This window comes from Pseudomonas fragi, from assembly GCF_900105835.1.
Lineage (GTDB): Bacteria > Pseudomonadota > Gammaproteobacteria > Pseudomonadales > Pseudomonadaceae > Aquipseudomonas > Aquipseudomonas fragi.
Window position 1 is genome coordinate 1,407,123 of sequence record NZ_LT629783.1, and the last position, 15,590, is coordinate 1,422,712.

14 protein-coding genes are annotated in these 15,590 nt (G+C 59.7%); all 14 read right to left on the minus strand.

Annotation, left to right across the window (positions count from 1 at the left end):
- Positions 1-41: 41 nt before the first annotated feature.
- A complete protein-coding gene (fliM, locus tag BLU25_RS06430; RefSeq protein ID WP_083369564.1) occupies positions 42-1,010 on the minus strand; it encodes a flagellar motor switch protein FliM in 969 nt (322 codons plus the stop codon).
- 9 nt (positions 1,011-1,019) lie between these two features.
- Positions 1,020-1,511: a flagellar basal body-associated protein FliL gene (gene fliL, locus BLU25_RS06435; protein WP_016781567.1), complete on the minus strand. Its 492-nt coding sequence runs from the start codon at positions 1,509-1,511 to the stop codon at positions 1,020-1,022.
- Between the two features lie 196 nt (positions 1,512-1,707).
- Entirely contained in the window at positions 1,708-2,889 is a 1,182-nt protein-coding gene (locus BLU25_RS06440; protein WP_016781568.1) for a flagellar hook-length control protein FliK, read from the minus strand.
- Positions 2,890-2,966: 77 nt separating this feature from the next.
- Positions 2,967-3,329: an Hpt domain-containing protein gene (locus tag BLU25_RS06445; RefSeq protein WP_016781569.1), complete on the minus strand. Its 363-nt coding sequence runs from the start codon at positions 3,327-3,329 to the stop codon at positions 2,967-2,969.
- A gap of 30 nt (positions 3,330-3,359) precedes the next feature.
- A complete protein-coding gene (locus tag BLU25_RS06450) occupies positions 3,360-4,691 on the minus strand; it encodes an ATP-binding SpoIIE family protein phosphatase (protein WP_016781570.1) in 1,332 nt (443 codons plus the stop codon).
- Positions 4,692-4,699: 8 nt separating this feature from the next.
- Complete coding sequence (locus BLU25_RS06455; protein WP_016781571.1) at positions 4,700-5,005, minus strand: STAS domain-containing protein; 306 nt, start codon at positions 5,003-5,005, stop codon at positions 4,700-4,702.
- 114 nt (positions 5,006-5,119) lie between these two features.
- Complete coding sequence (locus BLU25_RS06460; protein ID WP_081481049.1) at positions 5,120-7,999, minus strand: RHS repeat domain-containing protein; 2,880 nt, start codon at positions 7,997-7,999, stop codon at positions 5,120-5,122.
- Positions 8,000-8,247: 248 nt separating this feature from the next.
- On the minus strand, positions 8,248-8,700 hold the full coding sequence (fliJ, locus tag BLU25_RS06465; protein WP_016781573.1) for a flagellar export protein FliJ: 453 nt from the start codon (positions 8,698-8,700) through the stop codon (positions 8,248-8,250).
- A gap of 6 nt (positions 8,701-8,706) precedes the next feature.
- Positions 8,707-10,065: a flagellar protein export ATPase FliI gene (gene fliI, locus BLU25_RS06470; protein ID WP_016781574.1), complete on the minus strand. Its 1,359-nt coding sequence runs from the start codon at positions 10,063-10,065 to the stop codon at positions 8,707-8,709.
- Entirely contained in the window at positions 10,055-10,813 is a 759-nt protein-coding gene (gene fliH / locus BLU25_RS06475; protein ID WP_016781575.1) for a flagellar assembly protein FliH, read from the minus strand. Before fliH ends, fliI begins: the two co-directional genes overlap by 11 nt.
- Complete coding sequence (gene fliG, locus BLU25_RS06480) at positions 10,814-11,836, minus strand: flagellar motor switch protein FliG (RefSeq protein WP_083369860.1); 1,023 nt, start codon at positions 11,834-11,836, stop codon at positions 10,814-10,816.
- Positions 11,829-13,610, minus strand: coding sequence for a flagellar basal-body MS-ring/collar protein FliF (gene fliF / locus BLU25_RS06485; RefSeq protein WP_083369565.1), 1,782 nt, complete (start codon positions 13,608-13,610; stop codon positions 11,829-11,831). Before fliF ends, fliG begins: the two co-directional genes overlap by 8 nt.
- 15 nt (positions 13,611-13,625) lie before the next feature.
- Positions 13,626-13,958, minus strand: coding sequence for a flagellar hook-basal body complex protein FliE (gene fliE / locus BLU25_RS06490; RefSeq protein ID WP_016781577.1), 333 nt, complete (start codon positions 13,956-13,958; stop codon positions 13,626-13,628).
- Positions 13,959-14,204: 246 nt separating this feature from the next.
- Positions 14,205-15,590 (minus strand): sigma-54-dependent transcriptional regulator, encoded by a 1,386-nt coding sequence (locus BLU25_RS06495; RefSeq protein ID WP_083369861.1) that lies wholly within the window; start codon positions 15,588-15,590, stop codon positions 14,205-14,207.

A 15,590-nucleotide genomic window follows, 5' to 3' on the forward strand; every position in this document is an offset into this window, starting at 1 on the left:
GCGAGCATTCGTTGGCACAGCAAATTCTTGGGGTACGACGCCTAGCGCCGCCCGATGGGCTCAACCACTTGCAAGGCCAGATTGCCTTTGTGCGAGCCCAGTTTGACCTTGAACGACGGTACGCCATTGGCGCGCATCACCAGTTCGTCTTCCAGCTCGACGGGGATCACATCGCCAGGCTGCATATGCAAGATATCGCGCAGGCGCAACTGACGACGGGCCACGGTGGCACTCAAGGGCACACTGACATCCAGCACGTCTTCGCGCAGGGCCTTGCTCCAGCGTTCGTCCTGGTCGTCGAGGTCGGACTGGAAACCGGCGACGAGCATTTCGCGCACCGGCTCGATCATCGAGTAAGGCATGGTCACATGCAGGTCGCCGCCACCTCCGTCGAGTTCGATATGGAAGGTGGACACCACAATGGCTTCGCTGGGGCCGACGATATTGGCCATCGCGGGGTTAACTTCGGAGTTGATGTACTCGAAGTTGACTTCCATGATCGCCTGCCAGGCTTCCTTCAAGTCGATAAAGGCCTGTTCCAGCACCATGCGCACCACGCGCAGTTCGGTGGGGGTGAATTCACGGCCTTCGATCTTGGCGTGGCGGCCGTCGCCACCGAAGAAGTTGTCCACCAGCTTGAACACCAGCTTGGCGTCGAGGATAAACAGCGCGGTGCCGCGCAACGGCTTGATCTTGACCAGGTTGAGGCTGGTGGGCACATACAGCGAATGCACATACTCGCCGAACTTCATCACCTGCACCCCGCCCACCGCCACGTCCGCCGAGCGGCGCAGCAGGTTGAACATGCTGATGCGGGTGTAGCGGGCGAAACGTTCGTTGATCATTTCCAGGGTCGGCATGCGCCCCCGGACAATACGGTCCTGACTGGTCAGGTCGTAGCTTTTGACACTGCCGGGCTCGGCAGCGGTTTCGGCCTGTACCAGACCGTCATCGACGCCATGCAGCAGCGCGTCAATCTCATCCTGGGACAGCAGGTCTTGCACGGCCATGTCGTGGTCCTACTGCAATACGAAGTTAGTAAACAGCGCCTGGTCGATAACCACTTTGCCGAGCTCTTTTTGCGCTACTTCCTGCACGCTGGCAGTGGTTTTCTGGCGCAGTATTTCCTGGCCAACCGGTGTGGCGAGGTCGTCAAAGGTCTGCCCGGAGAACAGCATCACCAGGTTGTTGCGAATCACCGGTATATGCACCATCAGCGCCTTGAGATCGGCGGGGTCGCGCGCCTGCAGGGTCACACTCACCTGCATGTAGCGCTGGCGGCCATTGGCGTTGAAATTGACCACAAAGGCTGGGGCCATAGGCTCGTAGATGGCGGGCAACTTGACGTTGGCATCGGCCGCAGCCACAGGCTCGCTCCTGGGGGTCTGCATGAAGTACCAGGTCGCGCCCACAGAAAGGCCGATCGCCAGCAGTACCGCCACGACGATCAGGATAATCAGCTTGAGTTTGCCCTTGCCGGCCGGTTCATTTACCGCGTCGCTCGTCGCCATGCCAATAATCCGTCACTTTGGGGTTTTTACAGGTGCTGGACTAGGCAGAGCAAGTGTTATGCCAGAAGTGGCGCTGATGGATCATGAGCGCTGGCGATTTTGTGCGAGCTGGCTTGCCTGCGACAGCATCACCGCGGTGCTTCAGGCAAACCTCACTGCCGGCATCGCGAGCAAGCCCGCTCCCGCAGGTTTTTTATCAGGCGTAGTAATCCACCGCACTGGAGCCCAGCACCACGCTTGGCGCAGCTGCTGTCACTTCAACCGGTTCGTCATCGACAACGCTGTCCAGTCGCTGGCCACCCGTGCCACTGCGGGCCTGCTGCTCCTGACCCTGCTGGCCCTGCCAGTTGCGCGGCTGGTCCGACACGTTGACATCGACCTGACCCATGCCCTGCTGGGCCAGCATTTCGCGCAGGCGATGCATCTGGTTGTCCAGCGCTTCACGAACGCCAGCATGGCCACTGACAAAGTTGACCTGGGCCGACTGGTCAGCCGCCATATTGACCCGGATATCCAGACGCCCCAGTTCAGCCGGTTCCAGCTGGATATCGGCAGACTTGAGGTTGGCGCTGGACAGGTACATCACGCGGTTGACCACTTCTTCAGACCAGCCGCTCTGGTGCATGGCCAGCGGTTGGTTGACCGGCAGGGCGTTGACGGTTTTGGGCACGGATGCCTGGGTCAGTGCCGCCAGCCGATTGGCGAAGTCATCGACCCGGGTATCGCTGGATGCGCTTTTCAGGTCTTTGAGGCCGTCATCGACCAGCCCTTTAAAGGCTTTCTCGCCGCCTTCGCCGGTGGATGCCTTGTCGGCCTCGCCATCAACCAGCATGGCAATGCCGCTGGCTTGCCCCTGTACCGGCGCAGGCTGGGTGTCGGCGGGGGCGGTTTTGACCGGAGTCTGGCTGCTGGCGGACACATGCCCGCCCTGCTCCATCGCCAGGCGCACTGCAGGCATGTCATCGAGAGGGTCTGCTTCAGGATCGAAGCCATCGTCGGCCACAGGTTGCGACGGCACTTGAACAGCCAGTTGCGCCACTTGCACCTCAGGGGCGTGCGGCACGGCCTCAGGCGCAGCATCCACTACCGGCACCGCCGGTGGGGTCACGGGCTGCATAAGCAGCGGGTCGGCAACTGCCGCGTCATCGCCCACTTTACCAGCACTGTCATCCTGATCCGTGCTGGCAGCCTCCTTGGCCTTGCCGCCAGGCAAGGGGTTGCCGCTATCGGCAATGGCTGGCGCCGGGTCGCTGGCCTTGGCATAGACCTTTGCAAAAGGCTGCACATCAGCCCTGACAGGCTGCGCAGGGTTGCTCGCCGCGGCTTTGGGGGGCGCAGCGGCAGGTGTCTGGAGCAATGGTTGGGCGGCAACGGGCATTAACGGGTCTCCGCTGTACGGCTGGCTTGGGTACAGGTCAGAGAGTCAGAGCAAGGTTCGGGCCAGCTTTGGCCACATCAGCCAGAGGCAAACTGGGACGGCCCGGCCCGATGGCGTTCGGCGCGATAAAGCCGGCGGACCATCTGGTATTCATCGTCGATCTTGATCACCAGTTCCTGGATTTCCGCCAGTTGCTTCTTTTGCGCCCGCTCTTCGAGTTGGCCGCACAAATGCGCCAATCGAATGGCACCCATATTGCTGCTGCTGCCCTTGAAGCTGTGTGCGACCTGGGTCAGGTCGCCTGCTTCGCGGGTGTTGTGCAATTGGCCAATCCGCTCTTCAGAGTCCGAGAGAAACGTATCGAGCAAGTCGGCAAACCCGCCTTCCATCACGTCGCGTAACGCATCGACCACTTTCGGATCCATATGAATGTCAGTCACTTGTTCACTCCTTGATCAAGAATGGGCCGATTATGCCAGAGCCCCCCATGAAAACTCTACGGTCGCACTGCGACCATCTGGCCCCCAACTCGCTGCAGGGCACAGTTGCCGCACCAGGCTCACCCCACGCCCCGACAAACGGTCTAAATCCAGCGGCCTGGCCATTACCCTGGCCACATCGAAACCTTCGCCACTGTCTTCGACCCGCACGATCAAGCGCCCGCCCTCCCCGGCCCGCTCGACCTGCAATGACACCCGCACATACCCGTCGTGCAGGGCCGCCAGGCGCTCCTTGCGCTGCTGGTAATAACGCGCATACCCCTCATTGCCACGCTTGAGCCGCGAATCCAGGCCCAGCACGCCATGTTCCAGGGCGTTGCTGTACAGCTCACCCAGCACCGCGTGGATCACCGGCCCCTGGCTGCGCAGCCCATGCACCTCCATCAGCAACTGCAGCAAGTAAGGCAGCGGATTGAATTGCTGCAGGCTGGCGGCGCGAAACTCGAAGCTGGCTGACCAGTCCAGCGGGCTGCACAGTCCGCTGTCGGTATAAAGGGTGGCCGGCACGCCCAGCAGCTGAGGCATCTGCGAGGTGATCTGGACCATGCTCACATCATCCCGGGCACGCCCCTGAAAATCGCGCAGGGACTGCTCGACTTCAGCAATCAACTGCAGCGGATGGCGATTGGCATCCAGCACCTGCTCCAAACGCTCGACGCCGAACAGTTGCTGATCCGGCCCACAGGTATCGATCACCCCGTCGCTCAGCAGAAACACCTGATCCCCGGGCACCATCGGCAACACCTGGGTGGCATGGTCAAACACATCGGCACGCAACACCCCCAAGGGCAAATGCTGCGAGGTCAATGCCGTACGCTGGCCGCCGGATTGCAAATAGCCATCGGGCATGCCGCCGTTCCACACCTCGACACAGCGCCGCTGGGCGCTAACACACAGCAGTGCAGCGCAGCAGAACATGTCCACGGGCAGGATGCGTTTGAGCTTGGCGTTCATTTCCCGAAGTATTTCCGCCAGCCCGTAGCCCTTGGCCGTCATGCTGTAGAACACTTCCGCCAGGGGCATGGCGCCAATGGCTGCGGGCAGGCCGTGGCCGGTAAAGTCGGCGAGCAGCAGATGGGTATCGCCTGACGGCGTGTACGCTGCCAACAGCAAATCGCCGTTGAACAAGGCATAGGGCGATTGCAGATAACGGATATTGGGGGCGTCCAGGCAGCCCGAGTGCGCCACCCGGTCAAATACGGCCTTGGCCACCCGCTGCTCGTTGAGCAGGTAATCGCTGTGTTCGGCAATCAGGTCGCGCTGCTGCAAAACGGTTTGTTGCAGGCGCCACAGGCGTTCCATCGGGCTGCTCAATTTATATCGAACAGCTTGTCGAAGTTGGAAATGCCGAGAATCTTGCGCACGTCCGGGCTGCTGTTGACCACGCGGATATCGGACTCATCCCCACCGGCATGCTCGCGCAGCAACAACAACATGCCCAGGGCCGAGCTGTCGAGGTAGGTGGCGTCTTTCAAATCCACGACCACACAGGCGGGTGGAGGGCTCAGTTCTTCGTAGGCGTTGCGAAATTCCTGATGCTTGGCAAAGTCGAACCGGCCCTTGATTGCAATAGTCAGCTTACTGCCATCTGCCGAGACTTCAGATGTCACTGCCATGTGAGTTGCTCCCGAGATTGACAGAGCAACTATAGACGCTTCTGACGGCCGGAGGATCTGAAGACTTCCTTTATAGCAAGGAGTGGCATTTTCATACCACTCCGACATACATAATTACCGACCTGCCCTGCTTGTGCCTGCCCTTCTCGAACTGCTTGCCGTGCTTGAACTTCCTGCCCTGACGGCTGCACTAAGTTTTTTAGCTGAAAATGCAACAGCCAAATAGGTTACGGAATCAGCGTTCCCTGTGAAAATTCTCTCTCTAACCAACGGGTTTGAAAGAATGGAGGAATCCCCCATAAGCTCTGGGAAATTGGTTTCAAATTCCTCAGCTTGCGACCCTGTTCTATATTTCTCAATGGCCTTGAAAATTGCTTTATCACGCACACCTTGCGTAAGTGGAGCAGCATAACTCAAATTACTAGCTAAAATCTCATCCAGAATCTCCTCGGCCCCTGGTACATGCAACGCAGACATTTCAGTGTCTATATATGAAAAGTCCAGCGTTCTCTGATGATGTGACAGTTCATGAATAAGACTGCTTGCATAGAACAGCTTATGAGTCTCCTGCACGAATTGCTCATAAATGAACACTCTGCGAGCAGGGTCTCTCTGGTTAACAAAGGCGCGCAACTCCTTGTTTTCAGCCACCCCAGGCAATTGCTTCACGAACACCAATGACTTCACCTCAGGATCACTGGCAATGGCAGTCAAGTGCTTATCGATTCCTTTATATATTCGTGCCAGCTCCGGCATTGTATTACCGCTTTGAATGCCCCCGGGACCTGAAATTAAAGTATCCAGGGCAATCTCGTTCTCTTCGGTTGCGTAATTCCTGCTAATGACCAGATTGACCACATCAATTGCTTCTTTAACGGCTATCTGTGCCAACTCGACAGCCTTGAGTGTTTTACTTGCAATGTCCGGATGGGTCTCACCAAGACCTGCAATCCCACGGCTTACCACTTCCAACTTGTTACGACGAAGTGCAGATGCTTCTACTCTATCTGCATTTGAACTTTTCATCATAAGCCCGGACACATCATAAGCCCCCACCGGACTGTTTCGAACAAACCAATAACGATTAAACCCATCGACATCCCCCGACGGGTCGGGATTGATCCAGCGACACAACCAGGGCGCGTAATATCGCAAACCGTAGTAATACAGGTCTGATGCATCGCGTTCCTCTCCTGAATAGCGAATGGTCTTATAGCTGGCCTCCAGGTGGTTACTGGACGCCCACCAGGCGGTGCCACCAAAAGGGTAATAGCTTTCATGGCTGAGCGTGGCTGCCTGATCGTCGAGCTCGAGCGTACTGGAGCCCAGATGATCGCCCAGGCTGAAACGCAACTGGTCGGGGGCAATGCCTGCCGGCTGGCCCTGTTCCCAATGCAGTAGTCGCACATTGTTGCGCCCGGCACTTGCACTGACCACATGCAACACCTCCCCCCCTGCCACGGCACTGTTATGACGAATTTCCAGGCCTGGCAAATAACGCACATCCGCCACATGCCCGACATTAGCCGCCTGGCGCAGAGTGACTTTGCGTATGCGCTGGCCGCCAGCGTCATACTGGTAGAGCTCACAGTCATCATTTCCGTCCACCCGCACAACTGGGCTCACCCTCTGTAACTGGTTGCGCAAATCCCATACCAACACTTGCCCGGGTTGCAGAGCCTGCAAATTGCCCGCTCGATCAAAAGCAGCAACGATTTCAGCTTCGCCTGGGAGCTCACCGTTGCGCTCAGGCAAGCTGCGATTACTGCGTTGCCCCGTCGACATTCGCAGACTCCAGGCCTTTGCCCCCTGATGCGACAGTAGCTGCATATTGCCGGCAAAGTCGTACTGGTAAGTCTGGCGGTAGTTGACGCACTGATTGGCATCCGCCGCTACAGGCAATGCGGGACCATATGTAGCCGTCGCGACCTCCCGACCTGTAGCACTGATCAGTTGATACAGCGTGTCATAGGCGAAGACATTTGTGGGGTCTACACGCTGATTGCGAAAGTAACGCACAGGCTGCGCATGATCATCGATTTGCAGCACATTACCGACCGGGTCATAACGGTAGTGCAGGTCTTGCAGGAACGTCCCGTCAGCCTTGCAGGCACTGAGCTGCATCAACAGACCGCTGGCCGGGTCATATTTGTTGCGACTGTTCACATTATTGCCAGCGACTTCTTCGATCACCTTACCAAATGCATCATAAGCACGTTTACGCAGCAGAATGCGCGGCGACAGACCAGGTGGTGCAAGACTACTTTCGACGAGTTGCCCAGCAACATTCCGACGCCAGCTCTGCAGGTTGCCCACAGCATCGATCTGATGCACCTCACTGCCGAGCGCATCATACTGCCATGTCGTGCGGTAAGCCTTTTCTTCCAGCACAGCATCAGGCCAGTTGGGCGCCGTCAGCAGTTGCAAAAACTGTCGAGTTTGCTCACGCGCTTGCCCGAGCAATGAAAAGGACGGCGTGAACTGGCTTCCAGCGCTGTCGTCATGACGAGTCAATTGTCCACAACGGTTATGCGTACGGTCTTCGAGTGAATGACCGGCATAATGCAAGCGTTCGCGACAACGCTCGTCTGCGCCTGCCGGCTGCTCAAAGTAAGCCGATGGACGCACCAGCGCATCGTACTCGACACGACTATGGCTGCCCCGGCCATCCCAACTACCGAGAAGCTGACCCATTTCGCCATTAAGCTGGGTACGCCACCCAGCATCCACATTGGCAGAGTGCAACGCCTGGCCTGACAGGCTATAGACTGTTGATTGGTTGGGCTCGACCGTTTCATCTTGCTGCCAGGCTGCAAACAGGCGCGGGTCCCATTGGCGGCTCAATAGTCCGACCGGGTTGTAGGACTGCATCGTCACGCGTGCCTGCACAAGCTCCAACGGCGCAGCTCGGTAACAGGTAACTGCGCGCACTGACAACCCTCGCGGGTCGAACACTGTAAGCGTTGGGGTATGACGGTGCATTAACTGATTCATGGTAAACCTCTACAACAGTTTTCGGACGGCTGTTGAAATAAGCTTATGCCAAGTCAGGCACTGCGATAATAAACTTTCGGTATTCACTTACCTGCGGTTACACATGGATGTTGGAATACCTCCGACCGGAGTAGGGGCAGGTTTTTATAGCTGGTTTTGAATGGCGGGCGGGATCGGCGTGACACAACAAACAGACCCCACCGCCTGCACCGCGAGCAAGCCCGCTGCCACAGGCTTGGATGGATGGGCTAGTAGACTTCTTTGCGCGGCAATCGCTGGGACAGTTCATCCATCAATTTTTGCTCGCGCTTGTCTTCCAGTTGGCGGGCTTCGTCGGCGTAGCGCTGCACCAGTTTGCGCAGCCCCTCGACCCTGGCATAAGCCTGTTGCCAGGTCTCACGGGCCTTGTCCAGGTTGTTCTGATGCCACACCAGACTTTGGCGCTGCTGGCCAACAGCGGTTTCCAACTGCCCAAGGAAGTACTGATAGTTGCGCAACCACTGGCCGGTCACACCCTGACTGCCGCGATCGACCCATTGCGCCTGATATTCGCCACGAAAGTTTTCCAGGTCACCGAGCTTGCTGTTGGCCAGGTTGACCTGCCCCTGGAAGTGCCCCAGGCGCTGGGCCGCAGCCTTCTCGGTCTTTTCGGCCATGTCCACCACCGGCGCCAGGCGCGAAGCCCTGTTGTCACTGGCCATGCTCGATTAGCCTCCCGCTGCCGGCGCGAAAAGAGTGCCCAGATGGCCACCGCTTTCGGCCAGGCTGATATTGTCGTTCAGCCCCTGGCGCAGATACGCCACCATCGCCGGTTGCAGGGCAATGGCGGTGTCGGTTTCGCGGTCACCCCCCGGCACATAGGCGCCCACGCTGATCAGGTCCCGAGCTTGCTGGAAGCGCGACCACAGCTGTTTGAACTGCTGGGCGCGGCGCATGTGCTCGACGCTGACCACCGACGGCATGACCCGACTGATGGACGCTTCAATATCAATGGCCGGGTAATGGCCCTCTTCGGCCAATCGGCGGGACAACACGATATGCCCGTCGAGCACGCCCCGCGCCGAGTCAGCAATCGGGTCCTGCTGGTCATCGCCCTCTGACAGCACGGTGTAAAAGGCGGTGATCGAACCGCCGCCAGCCTCGGCATTACCGGCGCGCTCCACCAGCTTGGGCAGCTTGGCAAACACCGACGGCGGATAGCCCTTGGTCGCGGGCGGCTCGCCAATGGCCAGGGCGATTTCCCGCTGGGCCTGGGCGAAACGGGTCAGAGAGTCCATCAGCAACAGGACGTTCTTGCCCTTGTCGCGAAAATATTCGGCAATCCGCGTGCAGTACATGGCCGCGCGTAAACGCATCAGCGGCGCATCATCGGCAGGCGATGCCACCACCACCGAACGCTTGATGCCTTCGGCGCCGAGGATATGCTCGATAAATTCCTTGACCTCACGGCCCCGCTCGCCGATCAGGCCCACCACGATAATGTCGGCTTCGGTAAAGCGGGTCATCATGCCCAGCAGCACACTCTTGCCCACGCCGGTACCGGCAAACAGACCCAGACGCTGACCGCGACCCACCGTCAACAAACCGTTGATGCTGCGAATGCCCACGTCCAGCGGCACACTGATGGGGTCGCGCTTGAGCGGGTTGATGGTGGGGCCGTCCATCGGCACCCAGTCCTCGGCCTTCATCGGGCCCTTGCCGTCCAGCGCACGGCCGGCGCCGTCGAGCACCCGGCCGAGCATGCTCATGCCCATTGGCAGGCGACCATTATCGGCCAGCGGCACCACTCGGGCGCCCGGCGCAATGCCGGCGACACTGCCTACAGGCATCAGGAAAATTTTACTGCCACTAAAGCCCATCACCTCGGCTTCGACTTCGACGGGGTGAAAGCTGTCGTCGTTGATCACCATGCAGCGGCTGCCCATGGCAGCGCGCAGGCCTTCGGCTTCCAGGGTGAGGCCAACCATGCGCAGCAAACGGCCCTCGACCACCGGTTGCACAGGCAATGACACGGCCGGGGCATAGGTGCTCAAGCGCTTGGCAAAGCTGGTGCGCTTAAGGTGCATCGAGATCGATGTCCATATCAGGCGCCGCCGGGTGCAGGGCCTGTTCGTGGAGCTGATCGAGCAACTGGCTCATGGCCTGCTTGATCCGGGTTTCGATGCTGGCATCGATGCGGCTGTGTTCGGTCTCAATCCGGCAACCACCTGGTTGCAGGCTGTCGTCTTCGACAATTCGCCAGTTTTCGTCATGCCGCTCGCGCAAGGCCTTGATCTGGTCAAAGTCCTGCGGGTTGATAAACAGGCGGATATTCTCGGCGCCCATCGGCAACAGCTTCAACCCTTCGCGCAGCACCTGCTCGATCTGCGTGGAGTCGGTTTTCAGCTCGCGCTGGATCACTTGCCGGGTCATGTGCTCGACCAGCCCGACCATGGCTTTTTCAAGCTGCTGGTCCTGCTCGGCCAGCGGCGCCAGCAGACTGCTCATCAACCGCTCAAGGCTGGCGACCTTGGCATTGAGAGCCACTTCAGCTTCCTGGCGAACCTTGAGCTGAGTGCTGTGAAAACCTTCTTTTTCACCGGTGGCGAAGCCTTCGTTGTAAGCCTCCTGACGGATGCTTTCGAGCTCTTCGAGGGTTAGCGGCTGGACTTCATCCAGCGGCACTTCTTCCATCTCGGGCAGTTCTTCAACTGGCTCGGGTTCGGGCTCTGCCTCGGGTTCGCGCCACGGATCGAAGCTGGGCAGGCCCCATACATCGAAAGCACCGACATCCTTGGCGCGGATCACATCACCGGGGGATTCGCCGCTGCTCACTTAGATCATCTCTTCGCCGCCCTTCCCGCCGAGAGCAATTTCTCCGGCTTCGGCCATACGGCGGGCGATGGTGAGGATTTCTTTCTGCGCGGTCTCGACATCGCTGACGCGCACCGGGCCTTTGGCTTCCAGGTCGTCGCGCAGCAGCTCGGCGGCACGCTTGGACATGTTCTTGAAGATCTTTTCCTGCACGTTCTCGTCGGAGCCCTTGAGCGCCAGCACCAGGACGTCGGAGGACACTTCACGGAGCAACGCCTGGATGCCGCGGTCGTCGACATCGGCCAGGTTGTTGAACACGAACATAAGGTCTTCGATCTGCCCCGAGAGGTCTTCGTCGATATCGCGGATCGAGTCCATCAACTGCGCTTCCATCGAGCTGTCGAGGAAGTTCATGATATCGGCCGCCCGCTTCACACCACCCAGGGAGGTACGCGCCGCATTGGAGTTGCCGGAGAACTGTTTCTCAAGAATCTGGTTGAGTTCCTTGAGCGCCGCCGGTTGCACGGTATTGAGCGACGAGACCCGCAGGATGATGTCCAGACGGGCTTTCTGGTCAAAGTGGCCAAGTACTTCACCCGCCTGATCGGGGTCAAGGTAAGCCACCACAATGGCCTGGATTTGCGGGTGCTCGAAGCGGATCACGTCGGCCACGGCACGCGGCTCCATCCACTTGAGGCTGTCCAGGCCACTGGTGTTGCCGCCCAGCAGGATACGGTCGATCAGGCCATTGGCCTTGTCTTCGCCCAGAGCCGAGGTGAGCATTTTGCGGATGTAGCTATCGGAGCCCACACCGAGGCTGGTCTGGTCGCCGACAATCTCGACGAACTCGCTCATCACCTGCTCAACCTGCTCGCGGTGCACGTTGCGCATTTGCGCCATCGCCACACCTACCCGCTGGACCTCCTTGGGCCCCATATGGCGCAGTACCTGGGCGGCATCGGACTCGCCCAGCGACAGGAGCAAAATGGCGGCCTTGTCGACCCGGGTCAACTTGGCATTGGCGGCGGCGCGGTTATCACTCATCGGCATTGATCCACTCTTTTACTACCTGGGCTACACGGCCCGGATCTTCTGCGACCAGACTCTTGATTGCATTCAACTGCGCGTCATAACCTTCGCTCGGGCTTGGCAACATGATGCTTTGCGGGCCGCTGAGGCTGACACGGTCATTGGCCAGTTCGCCATCCAGACCGCCCAGGCCACCCAGTTCGCCATCGCTGCCAATACCGGCCACCTGCTTGTTGCGCCCGTGGCCGGTGATGTTGTTGAGCACCGGGCGCAGCACGCCAAACACCAGCACCAGGATAAACAGCACGCCGAGTACTTGCTTGACCACATCCCAGAACCAGGGCTGGGAATAGAACGGGATATCGGCGATCACTTCACCGCGCTCGGTGGAGAACGGCACGTTGATCACGCTGACGCTGTCGCCACGGCTGGCATCGAAGCCCACGGCGTCCTGCACCAGACGGGTAAAGCGCGCCAGTTGATCGGTGGTCCACGGCACCTGGGTTATTTCACCGTTGGCCGGGTTGACGTTGATCTTGTCGTCGATCACCACCGCCACCGACAGGCGATTGACCCTGCCCTGCTGCTGCTTGGTGTGGCTGATGGAGCGGTCCAGCTCAAAGTTGCGGGTCGATTGCGAACGCTTGTCGGCCGGGTACGGCGCCAGCATCGGCTGGCCGGTACCCGGATCCATGATTTGCTGGCCATTGGCATCGAGCAACGGCTGGCCCGGCTGGATCATGCCCGCGCCGCCCGCAGCACCCTGTCCGGTTTGCTGCGGCGCACTGGCCGGGCTCGGTGGCTGATTGCTCAGGGCCCCGGGTACACCTTGCGGGCCGTTGCTGGCGGTACGCTGCTCGCTGGTCGATTGCTCGCTGCGCAGCGCCGGTTGATCGGGGTTGAACTGCTCGGAGGTGGACTCGACCGCGCTGAAATCCACATCGGCCGACACTTCGGCCTTGTAGCGATCATTGCCCAGCACCGGCTGCAGGATATTGTGCACGCGCTGGGTGAGCATGCCTTCCATGCGGCGGCTGTAGTCGAACTGTTTACCGGCCATGGTCAGCTCGGAGTTTTCACCCTGGTCCGACAGCAGATTGCCTTTTTGGTCGACCACGGTGATCTGCGACTTGCTCAGCTCAGGCACGCTGGTGGCCACCAGATTGACGATGGCCAGCACCTGCCCCGGCTCCAGCGAACGCCCCGCGTACAGCTCGACCAGTACCGAAGCGCTGGGCTTGCGTTCATCGCGTACGAATACCGAGCTTTTCGGGATGGCCAGATGCACCCGGGCACCCTTGACGTTGTTGAGGCTGGAAATGGTCCGCGCCAGTTCGCCTTCAAGGCCACGACGATAGCGTGTGGCTTCCATGAACTGGCTGGTACCCAGGCCCTGGTCCTTGTCGAGAATCTCGAAACCGATATTGCCGTCGGTAGGGGTTACGCCAGCAGCGGCCAGCTTGAGGCGGGCACGGGAGACATCATCTGCCTTGACCAGCAAGGCGCCGGAGTTGGGCTCGACGGTGTAGGCAATGTCGGCGGCGGCCAGGGTTTCCATGACCTGCTTGGCATCCATACCGGCCAGGCTGCCGTACAGCGGCCGGTAATCGGGTTGCTGGGACCACAGCACCACGGCAAAGCCGATCGCTACGCTCGCCGCCAGGCCGACCATCAGGCCGACCTGACGCAGCATGGTCATATCGCCCAGGTTGTCGAGGAAGGTCAGGCCAAACAGCGGTTTGCCGCCGCCTGCCTTGGCCGGAACATTATCCGGGAGTGCATCTGCCATGACTTGATATCGCCCTTAAACCGGCATCTGCATGATGTCTTGGTAAGCCTGAACCAGCTTGTTACGTACCTGGGTCAAGGCCTGGAAAGAAACGCTGGCCTTCTGCGAAGCGATCATCACGTCAGTCAGGTCGACCCCGCTTTTGCCGATCTCGAACGCGTTGGATAGCTGGCTCGAGGCCTGCTGGGTTTCGCTGACCTTGTTGATCGCATTGCCGAGCATGTCGGAGAAACTGCTGGCACCTGCTTCGGGAGCGGCCTGCACAGCCGATTTCGGTTGTGCCATGGCGTCCATCTGCATAGCCCGCATGTCCAACATCAATCGATTAAATTCAATACCTTGGCTCATGGACCAGTGCCTCCGACGACCCGCATTTTTTTGACACTTTCACAGCGCATATTGAGGTGTAGCAACAAGGGTGCCAGCTCATGGCCGTTTTATAACAATTACCGTTACAAAACGTCGCAGACAAGGATAACACCTGCCCTTGTGGGAGCGGGCTTGCCCGCGATTTAATCGACGCAGTGAATCAGGCGCTGCGCGGTGATGCCATCGCGGGCAAGCCCGCTCCCACAAGGGTGGAGTGAGGGAAAATCAGGTTGCAGCAAACAAATAAGCCTCTACATCCATCCCCGCATCGCGCATTTGCGCCAGCTTGTAGCGCAAGGTACGCGGGCTGATGCCCAGACGCTCGGAAGCCTCTTTTCGCCGCCCGCGCTCGGCACGCAAGGTGTCGATAATCATCTGGAATTCACGCCGGCGCAGATCATCGCCCAAAGCCCCGGCCGACTCCATAGCCTCCACCACCAACGGCTCTGAGCGCGTCAACGGCGGCAAAGGCGCGCAAGCCACAGGCCCGGCCAGGCAAAAATCTGCCGCCTCAATCAAACCGCGCTGCTGCAAAATCAACGCCCGCTGAATCGCATTGTCCAGTTCACGCACATTGCCCGGCCAAGGGTAAGCACTCAGGCACGCCTTGGCATCGGGCGAGAACCCTACCGCAGTGTGCTTCATTTTGCTGATGTATTTGGCCAGCAAGCGCTCTGCCAGCGGCAGGATATCGGCGGTGCGCTCGCGCAGCGGGCGCCAGGCCAGGGGGAATACCGAAAGGCGGTAGTACAGGTCTTCGCGAAAACGCCCCGCCGCCACTTCCCCGGCCAGATCACGGTTGGTGGTGGCGACCACGCGGATATCCAAGGCTACCGGCTTGCGCCCGCCCACCCGCTCCACTTCGCGCTCTTGCAATACGCGCAGCAGCTTGGCCTGCAAACCCAAGGGCATTTCGGAAATTTCATCCAGCAGCAAGGTGCCGCCATCGGCCTGTTCGAACTTGCCGGCCTGGGCGGCAATGGCACCGGTAAAGGCGCCCTTTTCATGACCGAACAGGGTGGCTTCGAGCATGTTGTCAGGGATCGCCGCGCAGTTGATCGCCACGAACGGCTGGTCAACACGATGGGAGTGCTGGTGGATATAGCGGGCCAACACCTCTTTGCCGGTGCCCGACTCGCCCGAGATCAGCACCGTGGCATCACTGCGCGCCACCCGCGCGGCCAGCTCCAGCAACTGCGCACTGGCCGGCTCGACCGCCACCGGACCTTCACTGTCGGCCACGCCGAGACTGCCCAGAGCATGGCGGGCCACCAGATCAAGCAGGGCCTTGGGCTCGAACGGCTTGACCAGATAATCCACCGCCCCTTCACGCATGGCATCCACCGCACGCTCCACAGCGCCGTGGGCCGTCATCAGCAACACCGGCAATTGCGGCTGGCTGGCGCGCAGGCGCGCAAGCAGTTGATGGCCATCGATACCCGGCATGTTGACATCACTGATCACCAGGCTAAAAGGCTCGGCGCTGACCGCGACCAGGGCTTCCTCCCCCGAGCTGACGGCGCGAAAACCGTGACCGGCCAGCAGCAGCGTGTCTGCCAGGGCCTCGCGCAACGCATGGTCGTCCTCGACCAACAGCACGTTAATTCGCAT